16 protein-coding genes are annotated in these 13,052 nt (G+C 64.3%); 10 read left to right on the top strand and 6 right to left on the bottom strand.

What is annotated here, in order from left to right; genetic code table 11:
- Positions 1 to 31: 31 nt before the first annotated feature.
- The 6 genes from RFM41_RS17905 to speB are packed head-to-tail and all read left to right on the top strand — an operon-like array spanning position 32 to position 4,811.
- Positions 32 to 814 carry an ABC transporter permease gene (locus RFM41_RS17905; RefSeq protein WP_320244794.1) on the top strand — a complete coding sequence of 261 codons (783 nt, stop codon included), beginning with the start codon at positions 32 to 34 and terminating at the stop codon, positions 812 to 814.
- 10 nt (positions 815 to 824) lie between these two features.
- The gene (locus RFM41_RS17900) at positions 825 to 1,595 is read left to right on the top strand and encodes an ABC transporter ATP-binding protein (protein ID WP_320244793.1); all 771 of its coding nucleotides are present in this window, start codon (positions 825 to 827) and stop codon (positions 1,593 to 1,595) included.
- Positions 1,592 to 2,347 carry an SDR family NAD(P)-dependent oxidoreductase gene (locus tag RFM41_RS17895; protein ID WP_320244792.1) on the top strand — a complete coding sequence of 252 codons (756 nt, stop codon included), beginning with the start codon at positions 1,592 to 1,594 and terminating at the stop codon, positions 2,345 to 2,347. The genes RFM41_RS17900 and RFM41_RS17895 overlap by 4 nt, the downstream gene beginning before the upstream one ends.
- Positions 2,341 to 3,048 (top strand): SDR family NAD(P)-dependent oxidoreductase, encoded by a 708-nt coding sequence (locus tag RFM41_RS17890; protein WP_320244791.1) that lies wholly within the window; start codon positions 2,341 to 2,343, stop codon positions 3,046 to 3,048. The genes RFM41_RS17895 and RFM41_RS17890 overlap by 7 nt, the downstream gene beginning before the upstream one ends.
- 13 nt (positions 3,049 to 3,061) lie before the next feature.
- Entirely contained in the window at positions 3,062 to 3,832 is a 771-nt protein-coding gene (locus RFM41_RS17885) for a creatininase (protein ID WP_320244789.1), read from the top strand.
- Positions 3,833 to 3,845: 13 nt separating this feature from the next.
- Positions 3,846 to 4,811 carry an agmatinase gene (speB, locus tag RFM41_RS17880; RefSeq protein ID WP_320245475.1) on the top strand — a complete coding sequence of 322 codons (966 nt, stop codon included), beginning with the start codon at positions 3,846 to 3,848 and terminating at the stop codon, positions 4,809 to 4,811.
- Here speB and RFM41_RS17875 read toward each other — a convergent pair.
- From RFM41_RS17875 to RFM41_RS17860, 4 genes are all read right to left on the bottom strand, one after another.
- Positions 4,771 to 5,340, bottom strand: coding sequence for a GNAT family N-acetyltransferase (locus RFM41_RS17875; RefSeq protein WP_320244787.1), 570 nt, complete (start codon positions 5,338 to 5,340; stop codon positions 4,771 to 4,773). The two genes, speB and RFM41_RS17875, sit on opposite strands and share 41 nt — an antisense overlap.
- A gap of 16 nt (positions 5,341 to 5,356) precedes the next feature.
- The gene (locus tag RFM41_RS17870; protein WP_320244785.1) at positions 5,357 to 6,124 is read right to left on the bottom strand and encodes an alpha/beta fold hydrolase; all 768 of its coding nucleotides are present in this window, start codon (positions 6,122 to 6,124) and stop codon (positions 5,357 to 5,359) included.
- 15 nt (positions 6,125 to 6,139) lie between these two features.
- Complete coding sequence (locus RFM41_RS17865; RefSeq protein WP_320244784.1) at positions 6,140 to 6,634, bottom strand: DUF192 domain-containing protein; 495 nt, start codon at positions 6,632 to 6,634, stop codon at positions 6,140 to 6,142.
- Positions 6,635 to 6,850: 216 nt separating this feature from the next.
- Positions 6,851 to 7,444, bottom strand: coding sequence for a cold-shock protein (locus RFM41_RS17860; RefSeq protein WP_320245474.1), 594 nt, complete (start codon positions 7,442 to 7,444; stop codon positions 6,851 to 6,853).
- A gap of 260 nt (positions 7,445 to 7,704) precedes the next feature.
- Here RFM41_RS17860 and gloA point away from each other — a divergent pair, with 260 nt between their 5' ends.
- Both gloA and RFM41_RS17850 read left to right on the top strand, forming a co-directional pair.
- Positions 7,705 to 8,145: a lactoylglutathione lyase gene (gloA, locus tag RFM41_RS17855; protein WP_320244782.1), complete on the top strand. Its 441-nt coding sequence runs from the start codon at positions 7,705 to 7,707 to the stop codon at positions 8,143 to 8,145.
- A 208-nt stretch (positions 8,146 to 8,353) separates the two neighbouring features.
- Complete coding sequence (locus tag RFM41_RS17850; protein WP_320244781.1) at positions 8,354 to 8,641, top strand: DUF2218 domain-containing protein; 288 nt, start codon at positions 8,354 to 8,356, stop codon at positions 8,639 to 8,641.
- A 10-nt stretch (positions 8,642 to 8,651) separates the two neighbouring features.
- Here RFM41_RS17850 and RFM41_RS17845 read toward each other — a convergent pair whose 3' ends face one another.
- Entirely contained in the window at positions 8,652 to 9,215 is a 564-nt protein-coding gene (locus RFM41_RS17845; RefSeq protein ID WP_320244780.1) for a DUF1697 domain-containing protein, read from the bottom strand.
- Positions 9,212 to 10,468, bottom strand: a complete 1,257-nt coding sequence (gene ilvA, locus RFM41_RS17840; protein ID WP_320244777.1) for a threonine ammonia-lyase IlvA — start codon at positions 10,466 to 10,468, stop codon at positions 9,212 to 9,214. The genes RFM41_RS17845 and ilvA overlap by 4 nt, the downstream gene beginning before the upstream one ends.
- Before the next feature lie 232 nt (positions 10,469 to 10,700).
- Between ilvA and RFM41_RS17835 the strand changes: the two genes are divergently transcribed.
- Together RFM41_RS17835 and RFM41_RS17830 are read left to right on the top strand one after the other, a co-directional pair.
- Positions 10,701 to 11,777, top strand: coding sequence for an alpha/beta hydrolase (locus RFM41_RS17835; protein ID WP_320244775.1), 1,077 nt, complete (start codon positions 10,701 to 10,703; stop codon positions 11,775 to 11,777).
- 106 nt (positions 11,778 to 11,883) lie between these two features.
- On the top strand, positions 11,884 to 13,047 hold the full coding sequence (locus RFM41_RS17830) for an alpha/beta hydrolase (RefSeq protein ID WP_320244774.1): 1,164 nt from the start codon (positions 11,884 to 11,886) through the stop codon (positions 13,045 to 13,047).
- Positions 13,048 to 13,052: the final 5 nt, after the last annotated feature.

Here is a 13,052-nt window from a genome sequence, read left to right as displayed (position 1 = left end):
GCAGCTCCCACGTCACCCAGGAATAGCGATTTTGTTCAGCAATCTATTCGTGTTCCGCGGCCGCGTGGCGCCGATGGTGGAACTTTCGGTCGGCATCGCCGCGGCGTTCCTGGTGGTGGCGGCCTGGGAGGCGGCCGCGCGGTCCGGCGTCATCGCGCCGCAATTCCTGCCCTCGCCCACCCGGGTGGTCGCCGCCCTGTGGACGATGCTGACCGAGCAGGACCTCGTCTGGCACGTTGCCGTGTCGACCGCTCGCGTCTGGATCGCGTTCCTGCTGGCAGCGGCAATGGCGATCCCGATCGGCATCATGATGAGCTCCTATCGCATCATCGGCGCCGCGCTGGAGCCGATGATCGACTTCATCCGCTACCTTCCGGTCCCAGCGCTGGTGCCGTTGTCGATAATCTGGTTCGGCGTCGGCGAGGAAACCAAGGTTTTCCTGCTGTGGCTGGGCACATTCTTCCAACTCGTGCTGCTGGTGGCCGACGACATGCGACGGGTGCCGCAGGAATTCGTCGAGGTCGCTCGCACTGTCGGCGCCAACTCGCGGCAAGTGATGACGGACGTCGCGCTGCGCTGGATGGGACCAACGCTGATCGACAACCTGCGCATCACGCTGGGCTGGTGCTGGACCTACCTGATCATCGCCGAGATCGTCGCCGCCGATTCCGGCATCGGCTATGTGATCTGGACAGCACGCCGCTTCGTCAAGACGCCCGAGGTCATGGCCGGAGTCGTCGTCATCGGGCTGATCGGCCTCGTCACCGACCAGTTGCTTCGCCTGCTTCACCGCCGGCTGTTCCGGTATCTGTGAGGGCAAGACGATGAGCGCTTATGTCCAGTTCGCCGACACGGCGAAGTCCTTCGGCTCTGTCGAAGTGGTGCGGAAAACCAATCTCGGCCTGGAACGCAACTCGCTGGTCGTCTTTCTCGGCCCGTCGGGCTGCGGCAAGACCACGCTGATGAGAATGGTCGGCGGGCTCGACGATCCGACTTCCGGCTCCATCCTGCTTGGCGGCGAGAAGGTCGTGCGGCCCGACCGGCGGCGCGGCATGGTGTTCCAGTCCTACTCGTCCTTCCCTTGGCTGACGGTCGAACGCAACATCGCCTTCGGCATGCGCTACCGCGGCGACATCACGTCGGCGCAAAAGTCGGAGCGCACGCGCCACTATCTGGACCTGTTCGGGCTTGCCGACTTTGCCGCTTCCTATCCGAACCGGATTTCCGGCGGGATGCGCCAGCGCGTCGCCATAGCGCGCACGCTTGCCGCCGGTTCCGACGTGCTCCTTATGGACGAGCCCTTCGGCGCGCTCGATGCGCTGACGCGCGAGCGCCTGCAGGTCGAGTTGCGGCTGATCCAGATCCGCGAGGAAAAGACCGTCATCTTCGTCACGCACGATGTCGAGGAAGCGGTGTTCCTCGCCGACCGGATCATCCTGTTCTCGCGCCGGCCCGCCTCGGTCGTCGCCGATATCGACGTGGCGGCCGAGCTAGGCCCGCAGCGGCCGCTCGAAATCCGCGAAACGCAGAAGTTCTTCGAGCTGCGCAACAAGGTGCTGCATCTGATCCGCAATGAGACCGGGACAGCGGTATGAGCCTCTCCTTCTCCGGCAAGGTCGTGGTGATCACGGGGGCGAGCCGCGGCATCGGGCTCGGCATAGCGCGCCGCTTCGCGCAGGCTGGCGCCACGCTGCACCTGATCGCCAACGATGCGGCCATCCATGAGCGGGCGCGTGAACTGAATGCCACCGGCGCCGAGGCCGACATTGCCGATCGCGAGGCGGTTGCGGCGGCGCTCGCCCCGATCGCCCGCATCGACGTGCTCGTCAACAATGCCGGCCTCGAGCTGATGACGCCGGTCGATGACGCGGGCGACGACAATGAGGCTGCGTTCCGCCGCATCGTCGAGATCAATGTGATCGGCACCGCCCTCGTGACGGCGCGAGCCTTGCCGCGCATGCCGGCTGGCGGTTCGATCCTCAACACGGCCTCGATCTGGGGGCGCGTCGCCGAGGCGAGGTTCGGCGCCTATGTGGCCTCGAAGCACGCCATCATCGGCCTGACGAAAACCTGGGCCAGGGAGCTCGGCTCGAAAGGCATTCGCGTCAACGCCGTTTGCCCTGGCTGGGTACGGACCGAGGCTTCCATGCGCTCGCTCGGCCGCATGGCCGAGCACGACGGCCGCGGCGAGGCCGAGCTGCTCGACGCGATTGTCGATGGCCAGGCGCTGCCCGGTCTCATGGCGCCGGATGACGTCGCCGGCACCTACCTCTTCCTGGCCTCTGACCTTGCCGCCAACATCACCGGACAATCGCTCGGCGTCGACAGGGGAGAAGTGCCTTGGTAGCTGCACTGCACGGAAAGCGCTCGCTGGTCACCGGCGCCGCCAGCGGGATCGGACGGGCGACGGCGCTGGCGCTGCGGGAAGCCGGCGCCACGGTCATCGGGCTGGATCTGATCGGATCCGAGCGGGACATGCCCATCCTTGCCTGCGACCTCGCGAAAGAAGGCGATATCGTCGGTGCCGCCGCCGAAGGCGCGCGCCGGCTCGGGGGCTGCGATATATTGGTCAACAATGCCGGCATCCTTCAGGAAGCACCGCTCGACCGGATTTCGGCTGACCACGTGGATCGCATGTTCGCGGTCAACGTCCGCGGCGCCATCCTGATGACGCGGGAGACGCTGCCGCATCTCTCCGAGGGTGGCCGCATCATCAACATCGCTTCGGAACTCGCCTATCTCGGCCGCGCCGAGGCTTCGGTCTATTGCGCCACCAAGGCCGCCTTGCTCGGCCTCACCCGTTCCTGGGCGCGGGAACTCGCGCCGCGTATCCTCGTCAACGCCGTGGCGCCGGGACCGACCGACACCCCGCTGCTGGGCTTCGATGCCCTCAGCGAAAGCCAGCAGGCCCAGGAGACCATGCACCCGCTGCGCCGGATCGGCAGGCCCGAGGAAATTGCCGCGGCTGTCGTCTTCCTCGCCGGTCCGGGCGCGACGTTCTTCACCGGACAATGCCTCGGCGCCAATGGCGGCGCGGCCATGCTTTGAGATGGGAAAGATCATGATGGACAGCGTTTTCCTGGCCGAGTTGCCTTGGCCCGAAGCCCAAAGAAGGATAGCGGCCGGCGCGCCGGTTTTCCTGCCGCTTGGCTCGACCGAGCAGCATGGCCACCATATGGCGATGAACGTCGACGTCGTCATCCCGACCGCCATTGCCGCCAATGTGGCATCGCAAGTGGGCGGCCTCGTCGCGCCGACGATCGCTTACGGCAATCGCTCGCAGCCGAGAACCGGCGGCGGCCCGGCCTTTCCCGGCACGATCAACATCACCGCGCACACCTTTTCGCTTCTGGTCAAGGACGTGATCTGCGACCTGCACCGCCAGCAGGTACGGCGCATCGTGGTGCTCAACGGCCATTACGAAAACATCGGCCCGGCGATCGAGGGCATCGAACTGGCGCTCGATGCGATCGGTCGCGACCGCGCCGCGGACATGACTATCCTGCGTATCGATCATTGGGAAATGGTTCGCCCCGAAACCCTCGCCAGAGTATTTCCCGATGGCTATCCCGGCATCGAATTGGAACATGCAAGCGTGATCGAAACCTCGATGATGCTGGCATTGCGGCCGGAACTCGTCGATCTCGACCGGGCCTTGCATGATGGCCCTGCCCGCTTCAAGCCCTATGACCGTTATCCTCGCCCTGCCGAGGAAGTGCCACCATCGGGCGTGCTGTCGCTCACCGAAGGCTCCTCTGCCGAGAAGGGCCGCTGGCTACTGAACGACTGCGAAACGCGCATCGCCGAAATCGTCAAACGTGAATTCGCCTGAGGTGACCGAGACCATGCAGAACAGCTTCCACCAGCCCGTCGATGCCGCGCAGGTGCCACGATTTGCCGGGCTTTCCACCTTCATGCGGCTGCCGGCCGTGCCGAGCGCGAAGGGGCTCGACATCGCCCTTGTCGGCATTCCATGGGACGGCGGCACGACCAATCGGGCCGGCGCTCGCCACGGTCCGCGTGAAATCAGGAACCAGTCGAGCCTGATGCGCCGCGTCCATCACGTCTCGGGAACCGAGCCGTTCAGCATCGCCAATATCGCCGATGTCGGCGACGTTTCGGTCAATCCGATCAACCTGCTCGACGGGTTGAAGCGCATCGAGGACGGCATTGCCGCGATCGTCGCTGAGGGAGCCCTTCCCCTCGCCGCCGGCGGCGATCACCTGACGACGCTGCCGGTGCTGCGCGCCGTGGCCCGCAAGGCGCCGGTCGGCATGATCCACTTCGACGCGCATTCCGACACGAACGATCGCTACTTCGGCGACAATCCCTATACGCACGGAACGCCTTTCCGGCGCGCGATCGAGGAAGGGCTGCTCGACCCCAAGCGGGTTGTCCAGATCGGCATCAGAGGCTCGATCTACGAACCGGGCGAGCACGACTGGGCGACGTCTCAAGGGATACGCATCATCTATATGGAAGAGTTCGTCCGCCGAGGCGCGGCTTCCGTCATGCAGGAAGCGCGCGATCTCGTCGGTAACAGCCCGACCTATGTGACGTTCGACATCGATTGCATCGATCCGTCCATGGCGCCCGGCACCGGCACGCCCGAGCTCGGCGGCTTCACGACCCGCGAGGCGCAGGAGATGGTTCGATTGCTGGACGGATTGAACTTCGCCGGCGCCGATGTGGTAGAGGTCGCGCCCCCATTCGACCTTGGCGGCATGACGGCGCTCGCCGGCGCGACGATGATGTTCGAGCTGCTGTGCGTCATGGCGAGGTCCCTCGCCGACAGGAGGGCGCGCGGCTAGGACGATTACGGGCAGCGCCTTTCCGGCTAGTCCGGAAAAATGTCTCCATCCCCTCGGCGTAGGCTCTGAACCCCGCACGCCGGTACACCGACTGGGCCGCGGGATGGTCATAGGTGTCGGTGTGAAGCCAAAGCCTTTGCGGCCGACGCGACCACGCCGCGCGCAAGGCCCGGTCGAGCAGGAACGGCCCCAGCCGCTTGCCTTGAAAGGCCGGAACCAATCCGAAGTGGACGAGTTCGATGGCCGCTTCATAGACATTGTTGAACTCGCAGAAGCCTGCCGCCTCACCATCGACGCTGAGCACATGGATATGCGTCAAGGTGCTGGCAAGCAGCGTTTCCAGGTCCGCCTCGGGCATGCGCAGGCGCTGGTCCCATTGCACCGGTCCGCCGACCGTTCGGTAGAGATCTAGATAGCTGGAAATATCGAGCCTTTCGCGCGCCACGATGGCGTCGGCCAAAGGCGGCGCAAGCGGCGCGCCCTGCGGCGGCGCCAGCATCTCCATATAGGTGACGAGAAGATCGACCACGCGGAGCGCCGCGCGCTCAGAGGGGGTTTTCGGCGTAGAACTCGAGCACGCGCTGCTTGAAGCTCTTGTCGCCGACGGCGAGCATGTGGTCGCGGCCCTCAATGTGAAACGCCTTTGCGTTGGGCATCAAAGCGGCAAGCTCGTCCGGCGAGCCGCCGATATCGTCCTTGGTGCCGACCGCTATCAGCGTCGGCTGGGCGATGCGCGCCATGTCGTCCTCGCTGAGCAGCTCGCGCGACTTTGCGATGCAGGCCGCGAGCGCGCGCCGGTCGCTGCGCGTCTGGTCGGCGAAGGCGCGGAACGAGCGGCCGCGCGGATGCGTGGTCTGTGAGGGATCCTCCGCCAGCAGGGCGGCCGCGATCGGGTCCCAGTCGCCGACGCCGTCGACCATGCCGATGCCGAGGCCGCCGAACACCAGCGTCGCGACCTTCTCCGGATCGGAGAGCGCCAGGAAAGCCGAGACGCGCGCGCCCATCGAATAACCCATGACATGCGCGCGCTCGATGCCGAGGTGATCGAGCAGCGCGGCCGCGTCGGCCGCCATCTTTTGCGGCGTGTAGTCGGCCTCGTCATAACTCTTCGACGACGAGCCGTGGCCGCGATGGTCAAAGGCGATCGCCCGGTAGCCGGCGTCGTTCAGCGTCTTGAACCAGCCCGGCGAGACCCAGTTGACATAATGGCTGGAGGCAAAGCCATGGATCATCAGCACGGGGTCGCCCTGCCCCGATGCCGGCTGGCGATCGAGATAGGCAAGCTCGAAACCGTCATGCGAAAAGAAATCCATCGGCAAAACTGCTTCTCAGTTGGAACTTGAGCCGATAGCCGGATGGCGCAAGAGATCGCCTTCCTTGATGCCGTCCTTGGCTGCGGTGCCTGCTTTCAGCTCAAGCACGAAACGCACCGGCTGTCCGGGCGAGATGATCGCTTCGGATTCGGGCTCGCCGCGCTTGATGGCTTTGATCCTGCCGTCCTGGCCGATGAAGATGAGGTCGAGCGCCATCGGCGTGTTCTTCATCCAGAAATCCACCTCGTCTGTCCGTTCGAAGACGAACAACATGCCGTGATCGTCGGCCATCGTCTGGCGAAACATCAGGCCGGCCTCGCGTTCGGCGGAGGTGTCGGCGATCTCGATGGAGAAGGAGCGCTCGCCCGAGCCGGTCGACACCACAAGCGGGGTCCGGTCGATGGGCAGCAGCATCGCATCCGCCGAACTCGGCTTCGCGGCGATGAAACAGGCGGCGAAAACAATCGCGGCGCAGAGCGCGACCGCAGTCAGCCAATTGCGATGAGCCATGGGGTACCTCGTCCAGACGCCCGTCCTAACCCATGATCCGCGGAAGTGGAACCGGTTTTCGGACAAGATGGTCGCGCCGCGGCCAAGGGCTTTTCGACTGCGTCGAGAGGCCCTAAAGCGCGTCGCGATCTTTCAGATTCGCTCCACGCGCTTTAGGTTTTTGATTTTGCGCATGTCTTGATCCCGAAACCGGTTCCCGCTTTCGGGAGACATGCTTTAGTGCGAGACCGACAAGGTACCCATATCGGGATGGATTTCGGCGGCCATAAGGCCTTTGTCGCCGCGTCCGAAGCGGACAAGCACGACCTGCCCGGGCCGGAGCTCGGTTATGCCGTAGCGCCGCAGCGTCTCCATGTGGACGAAGATATCTTCCGTCCCCTCGCCCCGCGTCAGGAAGCCGAAACCCTTGGTGCGGTTGAACCACTTGACCAGGGCCCGCTCGAGGCCGCTCTCCGGGTTGACGGTAACGTGGGTGCGCTGTTCCTGCTCTGCCGGGTGCACCGCCGTCGAGGCATCCATGGACAGGACGCGGAACGCCTGCAAGCCGCGCTCGCCCTGTTTCACAAGGCAGACGACCCGCGCGCCTTCGAGCGCGGTCTGAAAGCCGTCCTTTCGAAGACAAGTCACATGGAGGAGGATATCACCCGAGACGCCGTCGTCCGGAAGAATGAAGCCGTAGCCTTTGGCCACGTCGAACCATTTGATAGCGCCGGCGATTTCGACAAGCTCGGCGGGGTCGCCGCCACTGTCCCGCTGCAAGGCGTCGTCAAGGCTTCCGTCCCGCCTCGTAAAAGAGGCCTTTTCCCCCATAAGAATGCCCCCTTCTTCCAACTGAACCGCGACTGATTCTTGCCAAGAGATTAACACTGCGGCTTCCGGGGTGTGCAAGGGCTGACGTGCCTTTTTTCACCGTTCAGTACCGGAAAGGCTGAAATGTTGTTTGCCGGCGCGTCCCGAAGACAAATGGCGAGGCCCGAAATCGGCCCCGCCGCCGCTATTGTCGGACGATTGCCCTTTCGCCGGGTGGCCCCTAAGGTGGCTGCCAACCCCAACACTTTGAGGAAGCCGCCATGCGCTATCTGCACACAATGGTCCGCGTCGCCGATATCGACCAGTCGCTCGATTTCTACTGCAACAAGCTCGGCCTGAAGGAGGTGCGCCGCTACGAAAACGACCAGGGTCGCTACACGCTGATCTTCCTCGCCGCGCCGGAAGACGAGCAGAGCGGCATCAATGAGAAGGCGCCGCTGGTCGAGCTGACCTACAATTGGGACCCGGAAGACTATAAGGGCGGCCGCAATTTCGGTCATCTCGCCTATGAGGTCGATGATATCTACGCCACCTGTCAGAAGCTGATGGACAATGGCGTGACCATCAACCGGCCGCCGCGCGACGGCAACATGGCCTTCATCCGCTCGCCGGATGGCATCTCGATCGAGCTGCTGCAGAAGGGTCCCGCCAAGGCGAAGGCCGAACCATGGGCCTCGATGGCGAACACCGGCGTCTGGTAAAGCCGGCGATCCACGCCGATTTAAGCAGCGGCCGCCGGAGCAATTCCAGGAAAAGTGTGAGCGGTTTTCCGTTCGGAATTGCGTCAAAATAAGGAGACAGAGCGGTTCGCCGTTTCCGCGAAACGGTGAACCGCTCTGGCGCCGTGCCTATCTAACGGGGCGCCAGCCTCATCCAGGCTGGCGTTCGTTCATCCGCCAGGAGAATTCCATGCCGACCAGCCGCGCCGATGTCGCCACCGAGCATGCGAGCCGCTATCTGCAGCAGCTCTGCAAGCACTGGTCGCACAAGTTCCCTGTCGAGTTCGACCCGCAGCACGGCGCCATCCAGCTCTCGATCGGCCGCACCGTGATGGACGCCGACGATCATGCGCTGCACATCGCCTTGGCCGCCGACGACGAAGCTTCGCTGGATCGGCTGGAGAGCGTGGTCGCAGACCACATCAAGCGCTTCGCCTTCCGCGAGGAATTGAGCTTCGACTGGCAAAAGGCCGCTTAGCTCTACGGCTTCAGGCGCCGCCGGCCTTGCCGGCCATTTCCAGCAACGCCAGCACGCTGCGCCAGTTGCGTGCCGTGCCGGGCACCTTCAGCGTTCGCCCGATGAGGTTGGCGAACACGGATTTGCCGAGCCCGTCCGGCGCATGCAGGTAAAGCACGTCGCCCTTGATCTCGAAGCGCTCCGGACCGGTGCATTTGTCGGCGAGCCGCTGCGTCTCCTCGGCGGTCGGCTCGCGCTCCAGCGCATAGGCGTGCAGCTTGGTCGGCTCGCCGACTACCTCGGGATAGGGATTGTCCTTCACCAGCCGCGCGAACCAGCCGGCGTCGCGCACCAGGATGCGCGAATTGAACCCCCACTTCTTCTCGAAGGCTGTCTCGAGTTCCTTGGTCAGCGCCGCCGCGTCTCCCTTCTTCGCCCGGAACACGACATTGCCGCTTTGCACATAGGTCGCGACATCGGTAAAGCCCAGACCTTCGAAGAAGGCCTTGAGTTCCGCCATTTTGACGATGCGGTTGCCGCCGACATTGATGCCGGAAAACAGCGCCACGAAAGCCGTGCTTTGTTTTGCGCTCATATGATGAACCCCGCCAGCGTCTCGTTGTCGGTGATGTCCTGATACTGCACGCCCTCGGTGTCGAAATTGGCCTTCAGCAGGTCGAAATTGCGGCGGTCCTTGGTCTCGATGCCGATCAGCACCGAGCCGAAATTGCGCGCCGACTTCTTCAGGTACTCGAAGCGGGCGATGTCGTCGTCGGGACCGAGCATTTCGAGGAAATCGCGCAGCGCGCCAGGCCGCTGCGGGAAGCGGATGATGAAGTATTTCTTCAGGCCCTCGAAACGCAGCGCCCGCTCCTTCACATCCGGCAGCCGCTCGAAGTCGAAATTGCCGCCGGAGACGACCGCGACGATCGTCTTGCCCCTGATCTCCTTGCGCGAAAAATCCTTGAGCGCGTCGATCGCCAGCGCGCCGGCCGGCTCCAGCACGACGCCCTCGACATTGAGCATCTCGATCATGGTGGCGCAGAGCCGGTTCTCGGGAACCAGCCGCACGGCATCGGCGGTGAAGTCCTTGAGATGGCGCAGCGGCTCGCGGCCGATCTCGGCCACCGCGGCGCCGTCGACGAAATTGTCGACCTTGGCGAGCTTGACCCGCTTGCCGCTGGCAAGGCTCTCGGCGAGGCTCGGCGCGCCCGCCGGCTCGCAGAACACGAAGCGCGGGTCGCGATGCTGGTCGGCGAAATAATGCGTCACCCCGGCGGCCAGGCCGCCGCCGCCAACCGGCAGCATGACGATATCGGGTGTCCGCCCGCCCGGCATCTGCGCCGCGATCTCATGGGCGACCGTCGCCTGGCCCTCGATGATGTCCTTGTGGTCGAAAGGCGGCACCATATGCGCGCCGGCGCTCTCGGTGAATTCGAAGGCGGCGCGGTAGCAATCGTCGAAGAAGTCGCCGACCAGCCTGATCTCGACGAAATCGCCGCCGAACAGCCGCGTTTTGTCGATCTTCTGCTGCGGCGTCGTCACCGGCATGAACACGACGCCCTTTTTGCCGAAATGGCGGCAGACGAAGGCAAAGCCCTGCGCATGATTGCCGGCAGAGGCGCAGACGAACAGCTCGGCATTGTTGCCTGCGGCGAGCGCCTTGCGGAAGAAGTTGAAGGCGCCCCTGATCTTATAGGAGCGCACCGGCGTCAGGTCCTCACGCTTCAACAGCACGCGGGCGCCGGTCTTCTTCGACAGGTAGTCGTTCTCCTGCAGCGGCGTTTCCGGAAAGATTCCGCGGATCGCTTCGGCAGCCACGGCAACGCGGGCGGAAAAGCTGTTCACCACAAGTTCCTCATTCTGATCTTGGCGCATGCAGGGACAGCCATCGTCCTTGCCGGCAGACCTTCCTGCCGCCCTTTTGGCTTTCGCGCAACACTAGGATGGTCCTCGCCCGGCGCTGAGCCAGTTTCCGCTGGACACGACTTACTTTAGCCGCACTTCGCCTGTCCGGGAGATTTCCGCGGAGGTGGACGGCCAATCGTGGCCGCGGTGGAATTGCAGTGGAAGTGTCGACGTGCGGTTGAAGACCATTCTGATCATTGCCCTCGCCCTGCTGACGGCAGGCTGCGCGGGCCAGCAGACGCAGGAAATCCTGGGCAGCGTCGTCGTGCCGACGACGGCGACCGAGATCGCCGGCAACCACTCGATCTTCATCACCACCACGCGCAAGCGCTCCGACGACCCGAACAAGGTCTTCGACGGCGAACGTTCGGCGACGCTCAATTACGCCCGCGTCAACGTCACCGTTCCGCCGGTTCACCAGACCGGCCAGATCGAGCGCCGTTCGCGCGGCAAGTCGGACGATCCGGCCAAGTATTTCATGGCTTCGGAAGTCGTCGGCTACGACACGCAGCCGAAATTCGTCAGCGCCCTCAATGCCGACATCGACGCCCGCGGCGGCCGCGTGATGGTCTTCGTCCACGGCTACAACACCGGCTTCGACGATGCCGTCTACCGGCTGACCCAGATCGTCCACGATTCCGGCTATCCGGGCACACCGGTGCTGTTCTCCTGGGCGTCCGGCGCCAAGACCACCGACTATGTCTATGACAAGGAAAGTGCTGCCGCCGCCCGCGACCAGTTGGAGGTGACGCTCAGGATGCTGGCGCAGACCGGCGCCCGGCGCATCGACATCGTCGCCCATTCGATGGGAACCTGGGTGACGATGGAGACGCTGCGCCAGCTCGCCATCACCGGCGACCGCGATCTCAGTGGCAAGCTCGGCGACGTGGTGCTTGCCTCGCCCGACATCGATGTCGACGTCTTCAAGAGCCAGATGCGCCGCTACGGCAAGCCGGACAAGCCCTTCATCCTGCTCTTGTCGGACGACGACCGCGCGCTCAGGCTCTCCGGCCTGATCGCCGGCTCGCGCCCCCGCGTCGGCGACTACCGTGACGCCGCCGACCTTGCCTCCTATGGCGTCACGGTGGTCGATCTTTCCAAGGTCAAGGGCAGCGACAGCTTCAACCACACCAAATTCGCCGACAACCCGATGATGGTGCAGATGATCGGACAGCGGCTCCGCGAGGACGATGGCTTCGCCAGCGATCGCGACGTGACCGACCGCATCCGCCAGTTGGCCGCGCAGTAACCCTATCGGTGCGGGTTTCCGCATCGCATGGACTTTGAACTGGACCCGACAGCCCTCAGGCTTTATCGGAGTAATAGAGAGATTTGCCGCCCTTGGGGGACCCCGGGTGACTGTGCATGCGAAGATCGTTGTCGGCCTTGCCTTCGCGCTCGCCCTCGCCGGCTGCGCCGGTCCCACGCACGATCTGCTCAACCGCAAAGCTGTCACGGCGCCCGCCTCCGATATTGCCGCCAAGCATGAGATTTTCGTCGCCACCACCCGCCAGCAGGCGACCAAGGATCCGCGCCAGGTGTTCGACGGCGACCGTTCGCCGACCACTAGCTACGCTCGCGTCGACGTCACCGTGCCGAAGACCCACCAGGCCGGCGCTATCGAACGCGCCAAGGGCTCGGCCGACTCCAACCCGGCCAAGCAGTTCACCGCCACCAATGTCGTCCACTTTGGCGACGCGCAGCAATTCGCCAAGGCGGTCGGCGCCGACATTTCCATGCGCGGCGATCGCGCCTTGGTCTTCGTGCACGGCTTCAACAACGGTTTTGACGACGGCATCTTTCGCATCACGCAGATAGCGCATGACACGAAATATTCTGGTACGCCCGTGCTGTTCTCATGGGCATCGAGCGCCAGGACGACCGGCTACATCTACGACAAGGACAGCTCCACCGCCGCGCGCGACGATCTCGAGGCGACGCTCAGGATGCTTGCCAAGACACGCGTCAAGAGCATCGACATCATCGCCCATTCGATGGGCACCTGGCTGACGATGGAAGCGCTGCGCCAGCTCGCCATCACCGGCGACCGCGACCTCGGCGGTAAGCTCGGCTATGTCATCCTCGCCTCGCCCGACATCGACGTCGACGTCTTCAAGAAGCAGATGATCCGCTACGGCAAGCCCGACAAGCCCTTCGCCATCCTGCTTTCGGGCGACGACCGGGCGCTGAAGCTGTCGAGCTTCATTTCCGGCGACAAGCCGCGCGTCGGCGACTATGGCAACGCCGCCGATCTCGCCAATTACGGCGTGACGGTCGTCGACCTGACCCAGGCCAAGGGCGGCGACGGCGGCCTGAATCATGCCAAATTCGCGGACAACCCGATCCTGGTGCAATTGCTTGGCAACCGGCTGCGCACGCCGGCCGGGCTTGCCTCGGACGAGCCCGACCCGACGCAGCTCAACAATATCGGCCAGGGCCTCGGCAAGGCGGTCGGTTCAGTTGCTGAGGTCGTCATCACCACGCCGTTCAAGGTGTTGACCATTGCGACCGGCGGCTGAGTTGC

It is taken from the genome of Mesorhizobium vachelliae, assembly GCF_033977325.1.
In the GTDB taxonomy this organism is placed as follows: Bacteria; Pseudomonadota; Alphaproteobacteria; order Rhizobiales; family Rhizobiaceae; genus Mesorhizobium; species Mesorhizobium vachelliae.
Note: the sequence above shows the minus strand (reverse complement) of the source record. Positions and strands in the feature narration are given on the sequence as shown.

Coding starts and splice junctions, on each gene's coding strand:
- RFM41_RS17865 (WP_320244784.1), bottom strand. CDS start 6,634: ATGGCTCATCGCAATTGGCTGACTGCGGTCGCGCTCTGCGCCGCGATT.
- gloA (WP_320244782.1), top strand. CDS start 7,705: ATGCGCTATCTGCACACAATGGTCCGCGTCGCCGATATCGACCAGTCG.
- speB (WP_320245475.1), top strand. CDS start 3,846: ATGCAGAACAGCTTCCACCAGCCCGTCGATGCCGCGCAGGTGCCACGA.
- RFM41_RS17900 (WP_320244793.1), top strand. CDS start 825: ATGAGCGCTTATGTCCAGTTCGCCGACACGGCGAAGTCCTTCGGCTCT.
- RFM41_RS17895 (WP_320244792.1), top strand. CDS start 1,592: ATGAGCCTCTCCTTCTCCGGCAAGGTCGTGGTGATCACGGGGGCGAGC.
- RFM41_RS17860 (WP_320245474.1), bottom strand. CDS start 7,444: ATGGGGGAAAAGGCCTCTTTTACGAGGCGGGACGGAAGCCTTGACGAC.
- RFM41_RS17870 (WP_320244785.1), bottom strand. CDS start 6,124: ATGGATTTCTTTTCGCATGACGGTTTCGAGCTTGCCTATCTCGATCGC.
- RFM41_RS17850 (WP_320244781.1), top strand. CDS start 8,354: ATGCCGACCAGCCGCGCCGATGTCGCCACCGAGCATGCGAGCCGCTAT.
- RFM41_RS17885 (WP_320244789.1), top strand. CDS start 3,062: ATGATGGACAGCGTTTTCCTGGCCGAGTTGCCTTGGCCCGAAGCCCAA.
- RFM41_RS17845 (WP_320244780.1), bottom strand. CDS start 9,215: ATGAGCGCAAAACAAAGCACGGCTTTCGTGGCGCTGTTTTCCGGCATC.